Raw genomic sequence first — 19,919 nt, forward strand, 5'->3', positions numbered from 1 at the left:
GCCGCCGCAGGCGGGCGTCCGGGCGCTGGAGGGCCGCCGCCGGCGCGGGGGTGCGAGGTCGTGCCGCGCGCGAGCGAGCCCGTAGCCGCGCAGGGCGACACGGTCAGCCGCCGACGGCGCGCAACCATCCGCAGGACCCGGGAAACCCGCCCACCCAGCTGCACGGGTGGGCGGGTGCGAAGAAAAGCCCGCCGCAGGCGGGCGTCAGGGTGCGAGACGGGCCGTGGCCCACCCCGAGGGGCGAGCCACGGCCCGCACGAACGATCCGCCCGGCGGTGGCTACCGCCGGGCGACGCCCTCCGCCCTCGCCGCCGCGGCCACGGCCGCGGTGACCGCCGGAGCGACCCTCTCGTCGAACGGCGACGGAATCACCTTGTCCGCGCTCAGCTCGTCGGCGACCACCGCCGCCAGCGCCTCCGCCGCCGCCAGCTTCATCCCCTCCGTGATCCGCGACGCCCGCACCTGCAGCGCGCCCGCGAAGATCCCGGGGAAGGCCAGCACGTTGTTGATCTGGTTCGGGAAGTCGCTGCGCCCGGTCGCGACCACGGCCGCGTACTTGTGCGCAACGTCCGGGTGAATCTCCGGGTTGGGGTTGGCCATGGCGAAGATCAGCGACTTCTTCGCCATCTTCGCCACCGCCGCCTCCGCAACCGTCCCGCCGGACACCCCGATGAAGACGTCCGCACCGTCGAGCGCCGACTCCAGCGACCCGGTCAGCCCCGCCTTGTTCGTGAAGCCCGCCAGCTCCCGCTTCACATCCGTCAGGTCCTCGCGGTCCGCGCTGACGATGCCCTTGCGGTCGCAGACCGCGACATCGCCGATGCCCGCCTCGACGAGGATCCTGGCGATGGCGACCCCCGCCGCGCCCGCGCCGGAGATCACGGCGCGCAGCTGCCCGAGCGTACGCCCGGTGAGCTGCGTGGCGTTGCGGAGCGCGGCGAGCGTGACGACGGCCGTGCCGTGCTGGTCGTCGTGGAAGACCGGGATGTCCAGGCGCTCCTGGAGCTTCCGCTCGATCTCGAAGCAGCGGGGCGCGGAGATGTCCTCCAGGTTCACGCCGCCGAAGGACGGGGCGAACCGGGCGACCGTCTCGACGATCTCGTCCGCGTCCCGGCAGTCCAGAGCGATCGGGACCGCGTCGACGCCACCGAACTGCTTGAACAGGATGGCCTTGCCCTCCATCACCGGAAGGGAGGCCTCCGGCCCGATGTCGCCGAGCCCGAGCACCGCGCTGCCGTCCGTCACGACGGCCACGACCTGGGACTTCCAGGTGTAGTCGTGGACGAGCTCCGGCTGCTCCGCGATGGCGCTGCACACTTTCGCGACACCCGGCGTGTAGGCGAGGGACAGGTCGTCCTTGTCCCGGACCGGGACGGTCGCCTGGACGGCCATCTTGCCGCCGCGGTGCAGGGCGAAGGCCGGATCGAAAGGCTCGCCGTCGTCCGTCGTGTCCCTATCGCCGCGAGGATTCACGATCTCCGCTGCCACTTGTTGACCCCTTTGTCTGAATTCTGTCGAGGGTGGCCGCTCCAGGAATGAGGAGCGGGCGGGCACCGCGTCCGCGGCCCTGCGCGGCGGATGGCCGCTGCGCGGGGGGAGGTACGGACGCCGGGCGCGCCGCACACGCGCCCTGAGCCCCGGGTGAGGGGTGTAACCATCGTTTCTACCGCACGACTGTGGCCTGGAACGAGTCGCTTTCGTCACGCGGGTGTACGGCGCGAGGTTTTTCGGCCCCCGCCAACCGGCCGGGGACATATCACGCAAAGGAGTCGCACTGCGGGAACCGCACTTCAGCGGGCGGCGGCATACGCTCGACATGCGGTTACGTGATCCCGATGACGGGATCGCCCGTTATCCGATTTTGACATGGCTGGCCCCCTGTTCGGAGCCGTCCGGATGGCAAGATGCCTCAATCAATCACACGAGGTCGCGACACTCGACGCTGTGCCCGACCCATCGGCTACTCCCTGACTCTCCGGAGGAACCACCAATGACCGCAAGCACCACTCGTCGCCCGGCCGCTGCCCGTACCCGGTTGGCCGCCGCCGGCGCGATCGCGGTCGCGGGCGCCCTGCTGCTGACCGCCTGCGGTGACCAGACCGAAAAGGGCGGCAACGGCGACTCGACCGCCGCGGGCGCCGAGGCGCCCCTGTTCTCGAAGCTGCCCAAGGACATCCAGGACTCCAAGGTCATCAAGGTCGGCTCGGACATCGCGTACCCGCCGGTCGAGTTCAAGGAAGGCGGCAAGACCGTCGGCCTCGACCCGGACCTGGCCGACGCGATGGGCAAGGAGCTCGGCGTGCGGTTCGAGTTCCAGAACGGCACGTTCGACACCCTGCTCACCGGCATGCGCTCCGGCCGCTACCAGATCGCCATGTCGGCCATGACCGACACGAAGGAGCGGCAGAACGGCGTCGACCCGGAGACCGACAAGAAGATCTTCGAGGGCGTCGACTTCGTCGACTACTTCACCGCGGGCGTCTCCATCTACACCAAGAAGGGTCAGACCAAGGGCATCGAGACCTGGGACGACCTCTGCGGCAAGACGGTCGTCGTCCAGCGCGGCACGGTCTCGCACGACCTGGCCAAGGACCAGTCGGCGAAGTGCAAGAAGGGGGGCGAGAAGGTGATCACCATCGAGCCCTTCGACACCGACGTCGAGGCCCAGACCCGGCTGCGCGCGGGCGGCGCCGACGCGGGCGCCAGCGACTTCCCGGTCGCCGCGTACGCCGTGAAGACCTCCGGCGGCGGTAAGGACTTCGAGCTCGTCGGCGAGCAGGTCGAGGCCGCGCCGTACGGCATCGCGGTCGGCAAGAAGAACACCCAACTGCGCGACGCCCTGAAGGCGGCCCTCGAGTCCGTGATCAAGAACGGCGAGTACGACAAGCTCATGGACAAGTGGGGCGTCCAGGACGGCGCGGTCAAGGAAATCAAGATCAACGGCGGTTCCTGACGTACGACCTCCCCCGGTTTCGTACGACTCTCGAGGAACGCTGAAAGGCAACACCCGTGACTGTTCCGATCGACAAGACGGGCCCGGAGGACGCGCCGCCGCCGGGCCCGCCGCCTGAGACCATCAAGGCGATTCCCGTCCGGCACTACGGGCGGTGGGTATCCGGCCTCGTGGTGCTGGGGCTGCTGGCGCTGGTGGTGAATGCTTTCGCCGGTGCCGACATCAACTGGTCGGCCATCCCGGACTTCATGTTCGACTCCAGCGTGCTGGAGGGTTTGTGGAGGACGGTGCTGATCTCGGTGCTGTCCATGGTGGTCGGCCTGGTGCTGGGCATCGTGCTGGCCGTGATGCGGCTGTCGAAGAACCCGGTCACCTCCTCGGTGGCCTGGGGCTACATCTGGTTCTTCCGCGGCACCCCGGTCTTCGTCCAGCTGATCCTGTGGTTCAACCTCGCCCTGGTCTTCCCCTACATCAACCTGGGGTTCTACCGGGACGAGATGAGCGACTTCATGACCCCGTTCATGGCCGCTCTGCTGGGTCTCGGCCTCAACGAGGCCGCGTACATGTCGGAGATCGTCCGGGCCGGCATCCAGTCGGTCGACGAGGGCCAGACCGAGGCCTCGCACGCGCTGGGCATGACCCACGGCAGGACGCTGCGCCGGGTGGTGCTGCCCCAGGCGATGCGGGTGATCGTGCCGCCGACCGGCAATGAGTTCCTGAACATGCTCAAGACCTCGTCGCTCGCGGCGAGCGCCTGCCAGTACCCCGAGCTGCTGCGCTCCACCCAGGACATCGGCCAGACCTCGGGCGCCGTGGTCGAGATGCTGTTCCTGGCCGTGTTCTGGTACCTGGTGCTGACCAGCGTCTTCAGCGTCGGCCAGTACTACCTGGAGCGGTATTACGCTCGAGGCACGGTGCGCAGCCTGCCGCTCACCCCGCTCCAGCGGATCAGGGCGTTGGGCATCTTCAAGCGGTCCCCGGAGGTGCGGGCATGAGCGCGATGGTCAAGGCCGAGGGCGTGCACAAGTCCTTCGGTGCCGCCCACATCCTCAAGGGCATCGATCTCGAGGTGGCCCCGCGTGAGGTCTTCTGCCTGATCGGCCCCTCCGGCTCGGGCAAGTCCACCTTCCTGCGGTGCATCAACCACCTGGAGAAGATCAACGCCGGGCGGCTCTACGTGGACGGCGAGCTGGTCGGCTACCGGCAGCGGGGCGACAAGCTCTTCGAGCTCAAGGACAGCGATGTCGCGCGGAAGCGGCGCGACATCGGCATGGTGTTCCAGCGGTTCAATCTCTTCCCGCACATGACCGCGCTGGCCAACGTCATGGAGGCCCCGGTCCAGGTGAAGGGGGAGACCAAGGCGGTCGCGCGGGAGCGGGCGCTGCGGCTGCTGGACCGGGTGGGCCTGGGCGACAAGGCCGCGTCCTACCCCTCGCAGCTGTCCGGCGGTCAGCAGCAGCGGGTGGCCATCGCCCGCGCGCTGGCCATGGAGCCGAAGCTGATGCTCTTCGACGAGCCGACGTCGGCGCTGGACCCCGAGCTGGTCGGGGACGTGCTGGATGTCATGCGCGGCCTGGCCGAGGACGGCATGACCATGATCGTGGTCACCCACGAGATGGGCTTCGCCCGCGAGGTCGGCGACGCGCTGGTGTTCATGGACGACGGCGTCGTGGTCGAGTCCGGCCACCCGCGCGACGTCCTGACCGACCCGCAGCACGAACGCACCAAGTCGTTCCTGTCGAAGGTGCTGTAGGCATACATCGCGTGGGGCCCTCCGCAGTGCGCTTGCTGCGGAGGGCCCCACGCGTCGTGCGGTCGGCACGCATTGCTCAGTGATCACGCGTCGTGCGGTCAGCACGCGTGGTGCGGTCGTACGGGCGTGGGCTCACTGGAGCCCGAGGATCGCCGCGCGGCCGGGTTGCCGAAGATCTTGAAACGCTCGGCCGCCGGCCTGGCCTGCCAGGCCGCCCAGTCGGCGCGGGCCACCGTCTCCGTCATCCCGTCCCCTCCACCTCGTCCGCCCTCGTAATACCCTCGGAGCAGCAACGTCTGTTACACCGCCCGCGACCGACGCGAGACCGCATCCGTAAGGAAGACAAGTGGAACTGGCCTATTACTCGGACTATGCCGTCCGCCTGGTCAACAGTGAGGACCCGCCCCGCGGCAAGGACGGGCTCACGTCGGTCGATGCCGTGCGGGCTCTCTTCGGTGGCGGCTCCCAGGCGGCGCGGCGCGCGACCGACGCCGACGTGACCCGGCTGCGCGCCGTACGGGCCCGGCTCCGCGCCGTCTTCGAGGCGGCGGACGAGGGCGAGGAGGTCCGGGCGGTGGACCTCCTCAACGCGCTGCTGATGGAGTTCCCGGTGAGCCCGCAGATCTCCGGGCATGAGCTCCGCGACGAGGACGGCCGCCCCAAGTGGCACATGCACATCGCCGACCACGCGGCGAACGCGACCGCGGGCTACACCGCGGCCGCCGTCATGGGCCTCGCCTTCCAGCTCACCGACCTAGGCGTCGACCGGCTCGGCATCTGCCGGGCCACCCCCTGCCGGAACGCCTATCTCGACACGTCGACGAACCGGTCCCGGCGCTACTGCTCGGACCGCTGCGCGACGCGCGCCAACGTGGCCGCCTACCGCGCGCGCAAGCGCCTGGAGACGGAGCGGTCGGGCCGGCCGCCCGGCGACCGTACGGACGAGGGCGCGGTGGAGCGCACGAGCCGCACGGCGGAGAAGACCCAGGCCAGCAGCGCGGCCGGCGACCGCTGACCGTCGAGTGCGCCCAGCGGGCGCAGCCGCACACGGGCGCGGGCGAGCACGAACTCCTCCGGCACCGGGCCGAATTCCCGGCTGTCGTTCTCGGTGTACGGGTTGTCGCCCAGCACCCACCAGCCGCCCTCGCGCCGCTCCACGGCGCGCTTCACGATCAGCAGGTCCTGCTGCATCGGGTGGCGCAGCACGATGACGTCACCGGGGCGCACCGGGGCACCGTAGTGGACCACGAGCCGGTCGCCCGGCTTCAGCGTCGGCACCATCGAAGGACCGACGACGTCGGCGAGCCCGAAGGCCCGAGCCGCCCGTTGCTCACGGTCCGGCTCCGGCTCACGCCCGAGACCGTGTCCACGGCCCTGACCACGTTCGCTGCGTCCGCTGTGTTCACCGCGTACGCCGCGATCACCGTGCTCGCCGTCTTCACCGCGCTCGCCGTGTTCAAAACCCTGCCACCGGCCACCTTCCGGCATCCGGCACCTCCCGGCTCCCGGTCCGTTCCTCCACCAGTACCAGCCTGACACTGGACTTTTGTCCTAAGCCCCCTGGGGCACTCGCGAAAACGCCTCGCCCAGGGAGTAATCTCCCACCTGAGAAGACGATCACGAGGAAGGACAGCTCTATGCTCTCCCGCCTGTTCGCCCCGAAGGTACAGGTCAGCGCCCACTGCGACCTGCCCTGCGGTGTTTACGACCCGGCCCAGGCCCGGATCGAGGCCGACTCGGTCAAGGCCATCCAGGAGAAGTACCAGGCCAACGAGGACGCGCACTTCCGCGCCCGGGCCATTGTCATCAAGGAGCAGCGCGCGGAGCTCGCCAAGCACCACATCTCGGTGCTCTGGAGCGACTACTTCAAGCCGCCGCACTTCGAGAAGTACCCGCACCTGCACCAGCTGGTCAACGACGCCCTGAAGGCCGCGAGCGCCGCCAAGGGCTCGACGGACCCGGCGACCGGCCAGAAGCTGCTGGACCTGATCGCCGAGATCGACAAGATCTTCTGGGAGACCAAGAACGCCTGATCTTGATTTATCCCCTCTGACCTGTGGTTTTTCTTCACCGCAGGACGTTTCGGTCCGCACCCGGTCCGCAGGACTCCGAGCACGGAGTCCATGACGGACCGGGTGCGGTCGTATGCGCCGGTCCACAGGTGCGCGTGGATCCGCAGGTGATGACGGCGGATGCCTGCCCGAGCACCACCTGGACCCGCTGGACGCGGAGGGCCTTGTCGGTGATCCACGTGACTGCATCGCCCGCGATCGCCGCCTCCTGCCACTTCACTCATGCTGGGTCTTGTCCTCATGCGAAAGGGGCCCGAGTTTGTCCCAGGGGCTGGATGCATGCGACCGACCTGGCGGGAGAGGGTTTGCAGTACCTGGCTGGCCTTGGGGGTGTGAGTGGATCCATGCCAGGCCGCCGATATCGAGATGGTGGCGTGCGCGGGTCACGGCAACGTATGCGAGACGCGCTTCGCCGGGGTGAATCCGGCCGGGGCGGCCGAGAGCGTCTGGTTCGGGCTCGGGGAAGTCGTCACCGATGCGTACGCTCGACCACTCACGCCCCTTGGCCTTGTGGACGGTGGAGACGGTCACATCGCATTGGTCCTCCGCTCCGAGGCGGTCTACGGCGCCGAGTGCGGCCTCGGTGCCGATGTCGTCGATCAGCTCGACCCAGGGGAGAAGGTCAGCGCCATTTGGATCGTTCTCGGCGTACTCCTGTAGCTCGCCCCACGTCTTGAACAGGAACAACTCGTGGTGACGGGTTCCCTTGCCTGCCTTCAAATCACGGGCGGCCATGGCCAGACTGCGCAACGAGCCGCCTCCGCCGGCCATGGCAACCTGACGACCGTCATCCATGAGGTGGAGCACTTCGCTCATCGCTCCACCGTTGGTCCGGCACAGAATCGCGTCCGGACTCTTGGCCTCCTCGATCCGTGTCGTGATCTCGGAGTGCCCGGTCAGGCGTAGCGGGGAGCGCGTGATGGCAAGCCAACGGTTGGCTTCATCTGCCAGTGCGGAGCCGAACCGGAAGGACTGGGACAAGCTGAGGTGGGTGCCATTGAAGCCGGTCATGATGTCGCGAGCGCCGCGCCAACTGTAGATCTGCTGGGCGGAGTCACCAACCAACACCAACTGGGCGTGATCACGCTGCCCCATGAGGACATACTCCAGGGCGGGATTGGTGTCCTGAGCCTCGTCGAGGAGTAGGTAGTCGCCGGCGATGTAGGGATCAGTTAACTGCCAGACCTTTAGGTAGTGGTCATGGTCGACCCGCAGCTTGTCACCGTCGGGGCGACAAAGATCTTCCCAGGCGTGCTGTGCGTAGGGCAGGACAGCGCTCGTAAGGACACGATGGATCTGCGGGTCCTCGGCGCCACGCTGAACGGGAACGTGCTGAGGACCCAGCTCGCGGTCCGCGGACTGGCAGTACCGCAGCACCGTTTGTTTGGTGACATATGCCAGATTGGTTGCCTCGAAGACCTTATGCCCCACGGTCAACGCCCTGCGGAGGCCAAGGATTTCCGCCGTCCTCCATGCCGGTACGCGTGCACCTCCGAACCGGTGCCGGTACTGATATCCGACGGCGCGGTAGGCGAGTCCGTGGCCCGTGCTGCACTGTACGCGCGACGGGAATCGACTGGCTGCCTCGTCTTTGATCGCCCGGTTGAACGCGATGTAGACACCGCGGCGCGAGAGGTCGGAAGCAGCCAGAAGCTCCAGGGTGGAAGTCTTCCCCGTGCCCGCGCCGGCCTGCAGGACCAGGTCGTCGCCGGCAGTGAATCGTCGAATGGCAGCCTCTTGCTCCTCCGTCGGCCTCAGCAAGGTCAACTCCCGCCCTCCCAGCTCTCGTGCGGCGCCGCCGCTGTGATCGTTCCCGTACAGGCGGAGGGTGCCAGATCCCGCTGACATTCGCGGCCAGGAATCCGAACACCCCGGAAATCTGTCCGAATTCTTCAGGCTCGCTCGGGGGAAATCCGTAAGGAATCATGATGCGGAGACCCGTGCGCGTCTGCGCCCTTGTGTGCGCCCCGCGTACCGGCGTTAGCGTCCGGCCCTTGCTGTACCACTGAGCGTGATTCGGGGGCCCAATGGTGAGGGACGCAGCGGAAGTACTGAAGGACCTGTCGAAGCCGTGGAACGTACAGGCCCGCTCATCCTCCGCCCAACTGAGGAGCGGTGTATGAAGAGCGGGGGGCGCCCGTGGCAGCTTGTTGTTCCAGCCGGTGGCGACGCACTACGGCAAGAACGGCTGACGCGAGACCTACATGCCGCGCTGGGGAGCGCAGACGGGCTCGCCGTCGGGTTCGTCGATGGCGACGAGTCCGTCGAGGCCGGTCACAAGGGCGCCGGTGTGGGAGATGTGGCGCTATGGGCGGCCGCAGTCGCAGCCTCCCGCCCGATCTCCCAGATCCTGATCACGCTGATCACGGAATGGTGTGGCAAGGAACGGCACCGCAAGGTCGAGCTCACCTACGAAGAAAACACCGTCACGATCACAGGTCGGCCGGACGCGGCTCAGGAGCGAATGGTCCGCGACTTCCTGGACAAGGTGAGCGGCGACGTAAACGGCAGTACGGGAGGCGACGCCTCGTGACCCGGCTGATCCGTCGCAGGGCCCTGCTGATCGGCAACGACCGGTACGACGACGGTCGCTTCAGCGCTCTGCCGTCCACTCAGGCGGACATCTGGGAACTGCGCCAGGTCCTGGAGCACCGCAACATCGGCGCCTTCGCCTCGGTCATGACCCTGACCGACCTCACCGCAGACGACATGCGGCAGGCCATCAGCGAGTTCCTCGAGAGCTGTGACCAGGACGAGTTGGCCCTGGTGTACGTATCCGGGCACGGAACCCGACTGGTCCAGTCCGGCGGAGAGTTCTCTTTCATCGCCACGGACACGGACTTCGACCGGATCGCGGAGACCGGAGTGAGCGCCGGCTTCGTCAACGAGCAACTGGAGCAGTGCTGGGCTCCGCAGAAGGTCATGATGATCGACTGCTGCCGTAGCGGCGGATTTGCCGTGGGGCTGCGCACCTCCGACCGGCAAGCCGCGTCGGTGGCGAAGTCCGGCGAGGAAGCCCTGCTGACCAGCCGTGGCGTCTACGTACTGTCCTCCTCACGGGCCGGTGAGGACTCCTACGCCGACACCGTGGGCGCCGCCGAGGTGAAGCCGTCCGCCTTCACGACCGAGGTGATCGAGGCGCTGCGGACGGGGAAGGTGGGCAAGGACGGCAGCGGCGAAGTGTCGGTGGACGATCTGTTCCACTACGTCAACCGGCGTATGCGGGCCCAGGGCGGCGGCCGCCAGGTGCCGGTGAAGTCCGCGCACGGCGTCGACGACCGCATCGTCCTCGCCAGCTGCCCGCTCGGCAGCGCCCCGCTCCTCGTGCCGCTGAGCCGTAGGCCAGCGGCACAGCCAGAGGGTCCAGTGCGTCCCCAGCCCAAGGCGGCGCTGCCCCAGCCCACATGGAACGATCTCCTGGACTACTACCGGGAGTGCGTTCTGTCGGATGACACCGAGACGCCACTGATGTCGGTCGGCGATCATGACACGTCGTACGTCTGCCTCTCCGGCTCGGAGCGCTTCTTGGCCGGTGACGTGGACGATGACGGCTGCACGGCTCTCCCCGCGGAGGCGGCCTCGCTCGTCGAGTCGGCGGCGGAGCACGATGCCGAACTCTGGGCGGGCTATCCCGCCGTGGTCCTCAACGGACCGCGCGGTGGGCGCCCCTGGCGCCACCCGAAGTTCGCTCCGCTGCTGGTGCGCCGCATCGAAATCGTCCACCAGGACGGCCAGGTGCGCCTGAAGCCGTACGGTCCCGTCCAGCCGCATCCTCGTCTGGCCCGGGACTGGCTGGGTGAAGAAGAAGCCGCCCAGCTTGCCGACACGTACCAGCCCACCTGGCATCGCGGGCAGCACGATCGCATGGCCGTCGAGGTACGCAACCTGCTCACGCAGGAATTCGAGTTGCCGTGCGTGCAAGAGCCACGCCCCGATCAGCTCGACGACCACATCGATGTACGTACGCCCGGCCACGGAGCTCGCAACGCCGCCGTCCTCTTCCTGGCGCTTCCCGACACCAACTTCACGAAGAAGCTGATCGACGACTTCGACGCCATCGCAAGACTCACGACCCGCATACCTTCGACGGCACTCGCCGCCCTCTCCCCCGATCAGGCAGAGCGGACGCAGGCTCTCGCGCGCTCGGAATCGGCGCCCGCACGTCTGGTGACGCCTCTGCCCTGCAACGAGGCTCAGGCCGCGGTCCTCAACTCCGCGATGACGCACCGCCTCACCGTGGCGACCGGGCCACCGGGCACTGGAAAGAGCCAGCTCGTGGCCAACCTCGTTGCCACCGCGGTGGCCGGCGGCCAATCCGTGCTCGTGGCGTCCAACAACAACGAGGCCGTGGACGAGGTCTGGCGTCGTTGCGAGAAGCTAGTCCCCGGCACCGTGGTGCGCACCGGTTCCGCCCGGGCGAAGGCGATGGACTACACGCAGACCGAGGCCACCGCCCTCCACGCGCTGCGCGCCATGGCGATTCCCACACACACCGTGGCCACGGTGGCCATGGATGCGGAGGTGGCAAGCGGCCGGCTGTCACACGTGCGGCAGGACCTCGCTCGTGCGGCAGTACTCGAGAAGGAACTGCGCCGCGCAGGCGAGGCCCGGGAGGAACACGCCCATCAGCTCGGCATGCCGGCAGCCGAACTCGTCAGCCTCCTTGCGGAGGTGACGGACCTGGATCAGGTGATGCACAAGGCGAAACGCCTCGCCCGCGCACGCATCCTCGGCAGACAGCGGCGCAACCGCCTGCTGCGCCGAGTCGGTCTTGGCACCTACAACGGTGACTCCGCCGAGGGCTGTATCGCGCTTGCCGACTTCGCGGCCGCGGAGGCGAACTGGCGCCGCAGACACGGACAGGCAGCGGATGTGCATGATGACGAACTTGCTGCGGCGCTGAACACGGCGGAGCAGGCCGTCCAGAACAGCTCGCGTGCCCTCCTGGAGACCACAGTCCAGACCAATGCCCGCAGAGGACGTCAACCCATCCTCGGCCTGCTGAGTGCGCGGGACAGTGGCCGCAGCGACTGGCCGGCAGTGAAGGCGGCCCTGCCCGCGGTGCCCGCCTGGGCCGTGACCAGCCTCTCGGCGCGACGATTCCCACCCGAGCCCGCACTCTTCGACCTGGTCATCATCGACGAGGCCAGCCAGTGCGCCATCCCGCACGTCCTGCCTCTGCTCTTCCGGGCGCGACGCGCCCTGGTCATCGGCGATGCCATGCAGCTGCCGCACATCGCGAAGATAGGCCCGGAGCGCGAGGCCCTCATCCGGCGCAAGGCCGGGCTGCGTTCCGACTGGCAGGAGAAGCAGCGCCTCGCGTACCGGCGGCACTCCGCCTTCCACGCTGCCGAACGCTCCGCGGGAGGCACCCTGCTCCTCAACGAGCACTTCCGCTGCCACCCGGCCATCGCGGCCGTCTCCAACGGGCTTTTCTACGACGGCGGATTGACCGTCCTCACAGACACCCGGGACCGGCCGTCCCTACCTCGTCCCCCGATCTTCTGGTCCCATGTGGCAGGAAGGGCCGCTCGCCCTCACCACGGGAGCTCATGGGTCAACGGCGACGAGATCAGTCAGGTGGAACGCTTCGTACGGGATCTGCTGGAGCACTTGCCGGCCGAAGCCACCATCGGCGTGGTCACCCCCTTCAAGGGCCAGGCCGAAGAGCTGCGCAGCCAGTTGCGCCGATACGACCAGGAACGGCTGCGCGTCGGCACGGTGCACACCTTCCAGGGCGGTGAGCGCGACGTCATGGTGTTCTCTCTCGTCGCCGGTGAAGGGATGTACCCCGGCGCAATCAGCTGGGTCGACCGCCAGCTCAACCTCTGGAACGTTGCGATCACCCGAGCCCGCAGCCACCTCATCGTGGTGGGAGACGCGGGCCTCTGGAGAAAAAGAGGCGGTGTCGCCGCGACCCTGTTGGAGGCCGCCGGTGACATCGTTCCTCGTGCTGGCGAAGGCGAGACGGACGAGCTGTTGAAACGCCTCTACCAAGAGCTGTCCACACAACCGGGTACCAGCGTCGCGCTCGGAGAAAAGATCAATGGACACCCCGCCGATGCGATCCTGAGAAAGGCCGAGGACGCTCCGACTGCTGTGTTGTTCGACTCTGGTCCGAGCGACGACAGCAACGCGGCACGACACCTACGACTCATGCTGCACCGCAAGAAGCTTCTGGACGGCGGCAAGCACGGAGGCACCGCCATGCGTTATCCCGCCTGGAAGCTGTACGAAGATCAAGCGGACTGAGCGTGCGAGAGGCCGCCGAACTCCGCCCCCGCTGAGTAGCCACCTCAAGCCCTCCCTCCGCCGTCCCTTGCCGAGGAGTGTGGGCAGTGCCTGACAGACGGGAAAGAGCGCCCCTTGGTCATGGCCGAACACCGGCGCTGAGCGAGCCCATTGCCGCAGCCCACATCACCCACCCGCTCACGCGCACGGGACGTGCGCGCGTGGGTGGCTGCGGAGTCGTAGTCGCCGAGGCGTACAGCTCAAGGAGCGGATGGCTGACGTACGAGCGAGCGAGGCGCGCAACGTCAGCCTCCAACTGTTCCAGGAGCTTGTCGGCGAGGTTGGCGGCCTCGCGGACCTCACGGCGGCCCTCTCCCGTCTCGGGCTCGGAGCGCTCCAGCGCCACCACGGGCAGGGTCCGGGTGGTACGGGTCTGGTAGTCGGCGTATCCGGGCTCCGCGCGCACCACGCGCGCGAACAGCCGGTCGCGCCGCGCGCCCTCGGCGGGGACCGCGACCGCCTCGAAAACCTCGGTCCCGAGCTCCACACGCACGAGGGGATGGGCGAGCAGGTTGTGGTACCAGGCGGGATGACGGGGCGCGCCGCCGGCGGACGCGACGACCAGCAGCAGGCCGCCGTCGCGGACGTAGCCGAGGGGAACGGTGTGCTCCTGCCCCGACTTCGCGCCGGTGGTGGTCAGCAGAAGGAGGTCGCCGCCCTCGAAGGGACCACCGACCTTTCCTCCGTTGGCTCGGAACTCCTCGATGATCGGTTGGTTGAAGGATGTGGGCGTGGGCATGCGGTGTCGGGTCTCCAGAGAAAGTGTGGGGAGGTGCGGGGATCCGCGGACGGTTCGCCGGGACACGGGCACACGGCAGCCGTCTGCAGCATGACGTACTTGGGGGGCGTACGGACGTCACGCCCTGTGTGCCGGGCATCCGGGCACCGCAGGGAATAAGGGACTACGCGCGGAACAAGGGACCTCGCGCGGAGGCACTTACGTCAGGCGCGGCCTGTGGAATACGAACCCATGGCATCGTCCCTTCGCGAAGGGTGCCCGCCCAACTGCCAACCGGCCCACTGCTCTTTGGTCGGCGTCACGCGACACGCCCATCATTACAACCACCCGGTAGCCGCCTGTCAACGCGGAAGATCCTCCCGGTCCTCCGCCTCCGGGGCGGAGGACCGAAGTCTTCGTCAGGCCGGATCCGGGCGTATGCCGCGGCGCAATAACTCGCCCATGCACAGGTCGCACGGGGCGATCCGCGGGTCCCGGAGGGCCTTCGTCGCCTGGTCGGCGTTGAGCGTCGGCTCTCCCTCCCTCCAGCAGCCGCGGCGGTGGATGGTGCCGCGTCGCGTTACGCCGGGCCGGGTCCGCTCCCAGATGACCCACCACTCCACGTCGGTCCGGCCCCCGCGCTTCTCGGCCTTCACGATGGCGGCCTGGACGGCGGCGAGCTGGAGCCGGAGGTACGTCTCGAGGACGCGGAGGCGCGGCAGGTCGGGCGGCAATTCGTGCACGTGTTCGAGTCTAGGGGCGGGGTCGGGCCTCCTGCTGAACGGACCGGCTGAACGGACCGGGCGAAGGGTCACGCGCGCCGGGGCGCCATTGCCAGCAGGGCGAAACCGAGGGCGAATGCCAGCATCGTGAGCACGCCGCGGGGCCAGAAGATGTGGCTGTCGGTGAAGGACCAGCAGGCGATGAGGAGCAGCACCGCGCCGGGCAGGACGCGTGCCCGATGCCGTAGGAACAGCGCGACGGACGCGGCGAGTACGGCGCCGCCGAGGGCGTGGGCGCCGGCGTGACCGAGGGCGTCGCCGGTGCGGAAGAGGGGGTGCACGACGGTGCCGGGGTGCGCGCCCGCGTGCCCGCGGACCGTTCCTGCGGCGATCCCGGCCACCGCGTCCAGACCGGTGTAGAAGACCGCGTAGCCGAAGGCGCCGGCCCACGCGACGACGGTGGCAGCACCGGCCGCGTCACGGCCCGGCCGCCCCCACAGCGGCACCACCACGCCCAGAGCCAGCAGAGGAAACAGCGGCAGCAGCCAGATGTGCAGACCGGCCCAGTGGCCGGCGGTGGACCGGGTGAGCACGTCCGGGTGAACCAGCCCGGCCCCGGCCAGCATCAGGGGCGGAGCGCTGACGAGGACGATGTCGCGGAGGGCGATGGTGCGGAGGGCGATGGTGCGGAGGGCGGGGCCCAGCTCGCTGGTGGGCATGCCCGCGAGCGTAGAGGAGCGATACGGCCCGGCAGGGCGGGAACGACCCGCGTAAGCGAACCGTAAGACATGCGGCCCGCCTGCACGCGCGTGTAGGCGGGCTGTCGGTCGCGTATAGGGGCCCGCTGCGAGGGTCGTTGGGACAGGGGCCCGGCCCCGCGCCGGAGGGCCGTGCCCACTGGTCGGCCGCGTGGCCGCACCAGTACAGCTGCCAACCCCTACACGCATCCTTCAGGAGGTTCGTTCTATGGAGCAGCCGCTGCCCGTACGGCTCGTCCAGGTCACCGAGGTCAAGCGGGTCACGCCGCGCATGGCCCGCATCACTTTCGGCGGGGACGATCTCGCGGATTTCGGCCTCGACGGCCCCGACCAGCAGGTGAAGTTGTACTTTCCCAAACCGGGCCAGGCCGTGCCCCGCCTTCCCGAGGCGGGGACGGATGGCGACGTCATGCGGTGGTACGAGGCGTTCAGCGCGATCCCCGAGGACGAGCGGCCCTGGATGCGCAGCTATACGATCCGCGCGCACCACCCACAGCACCGCACCATCGACATCGATTTCGTCCTGCACCACGACGCGGGCGGGGGCCCGGCGACGCGGTGGGCGGGGGCCGCCGCGGCCGGGGACACGCTAGGGATGTTCGGGCCGTCGGCGATGTTCGCCAGGCCCATCCCTCTCGGTACGACCGACTGGCTGCTGCTGGCCGGGGACGAGGCTGCGCTGCCCGCCATGAGCACGCTGATCGAGGCGCTGCCCGAGGGCGCTCGCGCGGTGGCCTGGATCGAGGTCGCCGACGCGGCCGAGGAGCAGCGGTTCGAGACGGCGGGCGAGTTGACCGTCCACTGGCTGCACCGCGGCACGGACCCGGCCGGGCACGGCCCCACGCACAACCAGTCGCTCGGCCCCACGCACAACCAGTCGCCCGGCCACGCACACAGCCAAGCGCACAGGCACGCACAGGGCCGGGCGCTCGTCGAAGCCGTGCGCGCAGCGGAGTTCCCGTCCGGGTCCGGTTCGGTGTTCGCCTGGCTCGCCGGTGAGGCGGGCACCGTACGCGCGCTGCGGCGGCACCTGGTCAACGACCGCGGCATCGACAAGAGGTCCATCGACTTCACCGGGTACTGGCGGCTCGAGCTCACCCAGGACGACGCCCCGACCCCGGACGATCTCGCCGACGCACGGGAACTCCTGTCGCACGCCCGGTAGTGACCGGGACCTCGTCACGAGCCCTCAGACCAGGGCGGCGGCTTCCTTCACCGTGAGGCCGCCGCCCTCCGCGTACGCACGCTCGTACGCCGCCGCCTCCAGCACCCCCCGCACCGCACCCTCCGCCCGCTGCCGGATCTCGGCCTCGTCCGGAAACGGACGGAGACCGAAGCCCCCGGTCAGGGCGTTACGGTCGTACGCGCCCAGCAGCCGCGCCCCGTCCTCCGCCCCGCCCAGGTGCGCCTTGGCCCAGGCCGCGCCCAGGAACTGGTCGGTGACGAGCCGCGGCGCCACCAGATAGGCCAGGCTCTCAAAACGCCGCACCGCCTCCCGGATGTGTCCCTCGGCCTGCCCGTACTCCCCGTCCAGGCAGTCCAGCCAGCCGCGCAGCCCCGCCGCCACGCCGCCGAAGAACGCCGGTGTGCCGGGCGGGAACGCCCGCTCCGTCTCGTCCAGTTGCTCCCGCGCCCGCCCCGTACGCCCCGTGCGCCCGTAGTGCTGGATGAGCAGCAGCCCGGCCGTGCTGATGGTCTCCCCGCCGAACCGGCGCGACTCCGCCACCGCCTCGAGCAGCAGCCGCTCGGCGCGCTCCCGGGCCCCGGTGTCGACGGCGGTGCGCAGCCGTACGTCCGCAAGCCGGGCCTTGAACACCGGGACCTGGAGGCGGGCGCCGATCCGCGCGGAACCCTCCATCGCCCGCTCGAAGTCAGCGGCGGCCTCCTCGTACCTCCCGCGCCGCTCGTACGCCTCCCCGCGCGCGGACAGCGACTCGGCGATCCCCCACGGGTCCCCGGCGCGCTCGAACAGCTCCAGCGCCTGGTCGGCGTCGTGCGCGGCGCGGTCCAGCGCGTCGGGGCGGTGGCGCAGTTTGGCGCGCATCAGCAGCGTGAAGCCCAGTTCCCAGCCGTGGTCAGGCCCCAGCTCCCGGCAGTCGCGCACGACGGCGTCCAAGGTCTCCTCGAGACTGGCGAACTCGCCCGTCATCAGCCGGGCGAAGTACCACACGGAGCCCGGCTGCCGGCAGGTCTGCGGCTGTCCCTGCCGGTACGCGGTCACGATCCGGCCCAGATACGCCTGGGCCTCGGGCTTCGCCAGGTCGGCGGCGTCGTCCTCGGTGCTGCCTGCGCGGATCATCAGCCGTACTCCGCGCCTGGCCTCCCACAGCTGCTCCTCGGGCCAGGGCGGCGGAGCGTCCGTGCACCGGTCGCGCAGGGGTACGGCCGCCTGTACCGGCTCGTCGAAGGGGTCGGGTGCCAGCGTGGCGACCGCGGCCGACCAGATACCGGCGTCCACATGGTGGCCCAGCAGCTGCCAGAACCAGCTCATGGACAGCACAAGACAGAGCGCGTCCTGCTCCTCCCGCAGGTCAACTGCCGTGCGCAGCGCGGTCCGTACGTTGTCGTGCTCCGCCTCGAACCGCTCCAGCCACTCCACCTGCCGCGGCCCGCGCAGCTCCCCTTCACCGGTCCGGGCCAGCTCCCGGTAGGCGGTCAGATGGCGCCGCTCGACGGCCTCCCGCTCACCGGACGCGGCCAGCCGCTCGCCCGCGTACTCGGCGACGGTCTCCAGCAGCCGGTAGCGCATCCCGCCTCGCCCGTCCGGGGCGGCGACGACCAGCGACTTGTCGACAAGGGAGCTGAGCGGCCCGACGACATCACCTGGAAGACCCGCATCCGCACACACCGCCTCCGCCTCGTCCAGTCGGCAGCCGCCCGAGAAGACCGCCAGCCGCCGCAGGACGGCCCGCTCGCCCTCGTCCAGCAGGTCCCAGGACCAGTCCACCACCGCCCGCAGCGTCTGCTGCCTGGGCAGTACGGTCCTGCTTCCGCAGCTCAGCAGCCGGAAGCGGTCGTCCAGCCGGTCCGCGATCTGCCGTGGCGTGAGCGCCCGCAGCCGGGCCGCGGCCAGCTCGACGGCGAGCGGAAGCCCGTCGAGCCTGCGGCAGATCTCGGCACACGCCGACGGGTCCTCGTCCGTGCGGAATCCGGGCCGCGCGGCCCGGCCGCGGTCGGCGAGCAGCCGCAGCGCCGTCTCCTGCGGCAGCGGGCCCACGGGCCGTACGGACTCGCCGGGCACGCCCAGCGGCTCCCGGCTGGTGGCCAGTACGGTCACCCGGGGGCAGGAGGTGAGAACGGTCTCCGCCAACTCGGCCGCGGCGCCGATCACATGCTCGCAGTTGTCCAGCACCACCAGCATCCGCCGCTGCCCGCAGTGCTCCACCAGCTGCGCGAGGGGATCCCGGGCCCGGGCCGCCCGGGCCGCCGCCGACTCGGGCGCGCTCAGCTCCTGCGCCGCGCTCCGCACCCCGGTCGTACGCGCCCCGAGCGCCGTCAGCACCGCCTCCGGCACCGTCCCCGGATCCCGTACGGGCGCCAGCTCGGCCAGCCATACGCCGTCCGGCCACGCCCCGGCGGCAGCCGCCTCGGCCGCGGCCTCCGCCGCCTCCAGCGACAGCCGGGTCTTGCCCGCGCCGCCCGGGCCGGTCAGGGTGACCAGCCGCTGCCCCCTCAACTGCTCGGTCAGCTCCGCCAGTTCCGTCTCCCGCCCCACGAAGGAGGTGAGCCGGGCGCGAAGGTTGCCGGGCGGGTGCGCCCCGTCCCCTCCCGGGCGGTCCGGGGACGCGGGCTCTGACGGAGGTCCGGCTGCGAAGCCCCCGGGCTCGGAAAGGGCTGCTCCGGTGGGGACGGGGGCCGGGGAGAGCAACTCCGCGTACAGCGTGCGCAGTTCGGGCCCCGGATCGGCGCCCAGCCGGTCGGCCAGCCGAACCCGCACCTCCTCGTACGCCTGCAGCGCCTCGGCCTGCCGCCCCGCTGCCCGCAGCGCACGGATCCGCAGCGCCTGCAGCGGCTCGTCCAGGGGATGCCCCGCGGTCAGCGCCGCCAGCTCGGCCAGCGCACCCTCCGCCCGGCCCGCCGCCACCTCCGCTGCCAGCCGGAACCTGCACGCCTCCGCATACCGCCGATCGGCCCGTACGGTCAGCGGCTCACCGTCCCGGCCCGGCAGATCCGCCAGCACCGGCCCGCGCCAGAGCGCCAGCGCCTCGTCCAGCACCGCGGCCGCCTTCTCGGCCTCGCCCTCGTCCAGCGCGGCGGAGCCCTCCGCCGCCAGTCGCTCGAAGCGGAAGAGGTCGATCTCGTCCCGCTCCGCGGCCAGCCGGTAGCCCGCGGTCCCGGGCGCCGAGACCACGGTCTCCTTGCCCAGCGCTCGTCGCAGCCGCCCGACGAGCGCCTGGAGCGCGGCCGTCTCATCGGCGGGCGATGCCTCGTCCTCGCCCCACACCTGGGCGGCCAGCCGTCCCGTCGGCACCGCCCGGCCGCCGCCCGCGGCCAGCGCGGCCAGCAGGGCCCGCAGCCGTGCCCCGGCGAGCGGCACCTCGGTGCCGTCGGGGCGGAGCACTTGCGTGGCGCCGAGTACGCGATAGCGGTAGCGGTGGATCACCCGCCCATTGTCCCCGCGCCTGCGGCGCGGGCCTTCCCGCCCGCCCTCC

General features: G+C 70.1%; 14 protein-coding genes and 2 pseudogenes. 8 read left to right on the forward strand and 8 right to left on the reverse strand.

The window, feature by feature from the left end:
• Window positions 1-279 precede the first annotated feature (279 nt).
• Entirely contained in the window at window positions 280-1,488 is a 1,209-nt protein-coding gene (locus ACTWQC_RS26625) for an NAD(P)-dependent malic enzyme (RefSeq protein WP_443318341.1), read from the reverse strand.
• 502 nt (window positions 1,489-1,990) lie between these two features.
• Here ACTWQC_RS26625 and ACTWQC_RS26630 point away from each other — a divergent pair.
• The 3 genes from ACTWQC_RS26630 to ACTWQC_RS26640 are packed head-to-tail and all read left to right on the forward strand — an operon-like array spanning window position 1,991 to window position 4,706.
• Entirely contained in the window at window positions 1,991-2,953 is a 963-nt protein-coding gene (locus tag ACTWQC_RS26630; protein ID WP_443318342.1) for an ABC transporter substrate-binding protein, read from the forward strand.
• 56 nt (window positions 2,954-3,009) lie between these two features.
• Window positions 3,010-3,948, forward strand: a complete 939-nt coding sequence (locus ACTWQC_RS26635; protein ID WP_443318343.1) for an amino acid ABC transporter permease — start codon at window positions 3,010-3,012, stop codon at window positions 3,946-3,948.
• A gap of 5 nt (window positions 3,949-3,953) precedes the next feature.
• Entirely contained in the window at window positions 3,954-4,706 is a 753-nt protein-coding gene (locus tag ACTWQC_RS26640; protein WP_443318388.1) for an amino acid ABC transporter ATP-binding protein, read from the forward strand.
• A gap of 98 nt (window positions 4,707-4,804) precedes the next feature.
• Here ACTWQC_RS26640 and ACTWQC_RS26645 read toward each other — a convergent pair whose 3' ends face one another.
• Window positions 4,805-4,951 (reverse strand): hypothetical protein, encoded by a 147-nt coding sequence (locus ACTWQC_RS26645; RefSeq protein ID WP_443318344.1) that lies wholly within the window; start codon window positions 4,949-4,951, stop codon window positions 4,805-4,807.
• Window positions 4,952-5,052: 101 nt separating this feature from the next.
• Between ACTWQC_RS26645 and ACTWQC_RS26650 the strand changes: the two genes are divergently transcribed.
• Window positions 5,053-5,721, forward strand: a complete 669-nt coding sequence (locus ACTWQC_RS26650) for a CGNR zinc finger domain-containing protein (protein WP_443318345.1) — start codon at window positions 5,053-5,055, stop codon at window positions 5,719-5,721.
• Between the two features lie 95 nt (window positions 5,722-5,816).
• Here the strand turns inward: ACTWQC_RS26650 and ACTWQC_RS26655 are convergent.
• Window positions 5,817-6,194, reverse strand: a pseudogene (locus tag ACTWQC_RS26655) (S24 family peptidase); the annotation flags it as partial.
• 149 nt (window positions 6,195-6,343) lie between these two features.
• On the opposite strand from ACTWQC_RS26655, the gene sodN reads away from it, so the two are divergent.
• Window positions 6,344-6,739 (forward strand): superoxide dismutase, Ni, encoded by a 396-nt coding sequence (gene sodN, locus ACTWQC_RS26660; RefSeq protein ID WP_443318346.1) that lies wholly within the window; start codon window positions 6,344-6,346, stop codon window positions 6,737-6,739.
• Window positions 6,740-6,994: 255 nt separating this feature from the next.
• Here the strand turns inward: sodN and ACTWQC_RS26665 are convergent, their stop codons facing one another.
• Window positions 6,995-8,545 carry a UvrD-helicase domain-containing protein gene (locus tag ACTWQC_RS26665; RefSeq protein WP_443318347.1) on the reverse strand — a complete coding sequence of 517 codons (1,551 nt, stop codon included), beginning with the start codon at window positions 8,543-8,545 and terminating at the stop codon, window positions 6,995-6,997.
• A 352-nt stretch (window positions 8,546-8,897) separates the two neighbouring features.
• Between ACTWQC_RS26665 and ACTWQC_RS26670 the strand changes: the two genes are divergently transcribed.
• A complete protein-coding gene (locus ACTWQC_RS26670) occupies window positions 8,898-9,311 on the forward strand; it encodes a hypothetical protein (RefSeq protein WP_443318348.1) in 414 nt (137 codons plus the stop codon).
• Window positions 9,308-13,030, forward strand: coding sequence for a caspase, EACC1-associated type (locus ACTWQC_RS26675; RefSeq protein ID WP_443318349.1), 3,723 nt, complete (start codon window positions 9,308-9,310; stop codon window positions 13,028-13,030). Before ACTWQC_RS26670 ends, ACTWQC_RS26675 begins: the two co-directional genes overlap by 4 nt.
• Window positions 13,031-13,328: 298 nt before the next feature.
• Here the strand turns inward: ACTWQC_RS26675 and ACTWQC_RS26680 are convergent.
• The 3 genes and pseudogenes from ACTWQC_RS26680 to ACTWQC_RS26690 all read right to left on the reverse strand — a co-directional run.
• Window positions 13,329-13,808: pseudogene (locus ACTWQC_RS26680) on the reverse strand (nitroreductase family deazaflavin-dependent oxidoreductase); the annotation flags it as partial.
• A gap of 398 nt (window positions 13,809-14,206) precedes the next feature.
• A complete protein-coding gene (locus ACTWQC_RS26685; protein WP_443318350.1) occupies window positions 14,207-14,530 on the reverse strand; it encodes a DUF6233 domain-containing protein in 324 nt (107 codons plus the stop codon).
• 68 nt (window positions 14,531-14,598) lie between these two features.
• Window positions 14,599-15,228, reverse strand: a complete 630-nt coding sequence (locus ACTWQC_RS26690) for a hypothetical protein (protein WP_443318351.1) — start codon at window positions 15,226-15,228, stop codon at window positions 14,599-14,601.
• 247 nt (window positions 15,229-15,475) lie between these two features.
• On the opposite strand from ACTWQC_RS26690, the gene ACTWQC_RS26695 reads away from it, so the two are divergent.
• Entirely contained in the window at window positions 15,476-16,432 is a 957-nt protein-coding gene (locus ACTWQC_RS26695) for a siderophore-interacting protein (RefSeq protein ID WP_443318352.1), read from the forward strand.
• 24 nt (window positions 16,433-16,456) lie between these two features.
• Here the strand turns inward: ACTWQC_RS26695 and ACTWQC_RS26700 are convergent, their stop codons facing one another.
• A complete protein-coding gene (locus ACTWQC_RS26700; protein ID WP_443318353.1) occupies window positions 16,457-19,870 on the reverse strand; it encodes an AfsR/SARP family transcriptional regulator in 3,414 nt (1,137 codons plus the stop codon).
• Window positions 19,871-19,919 lie beyond the last annotated feature (49 nt).

It is taken from the genome of Streptomyces sp. 8N616 (assembly GCF_052246385.1).
In the GTDB taxonomy this organism is placed as follows: Bacteria; Actinomycetota; Actinomycetes; order Streptomycetales; family Streptomycetaceae; genus Streptomyces.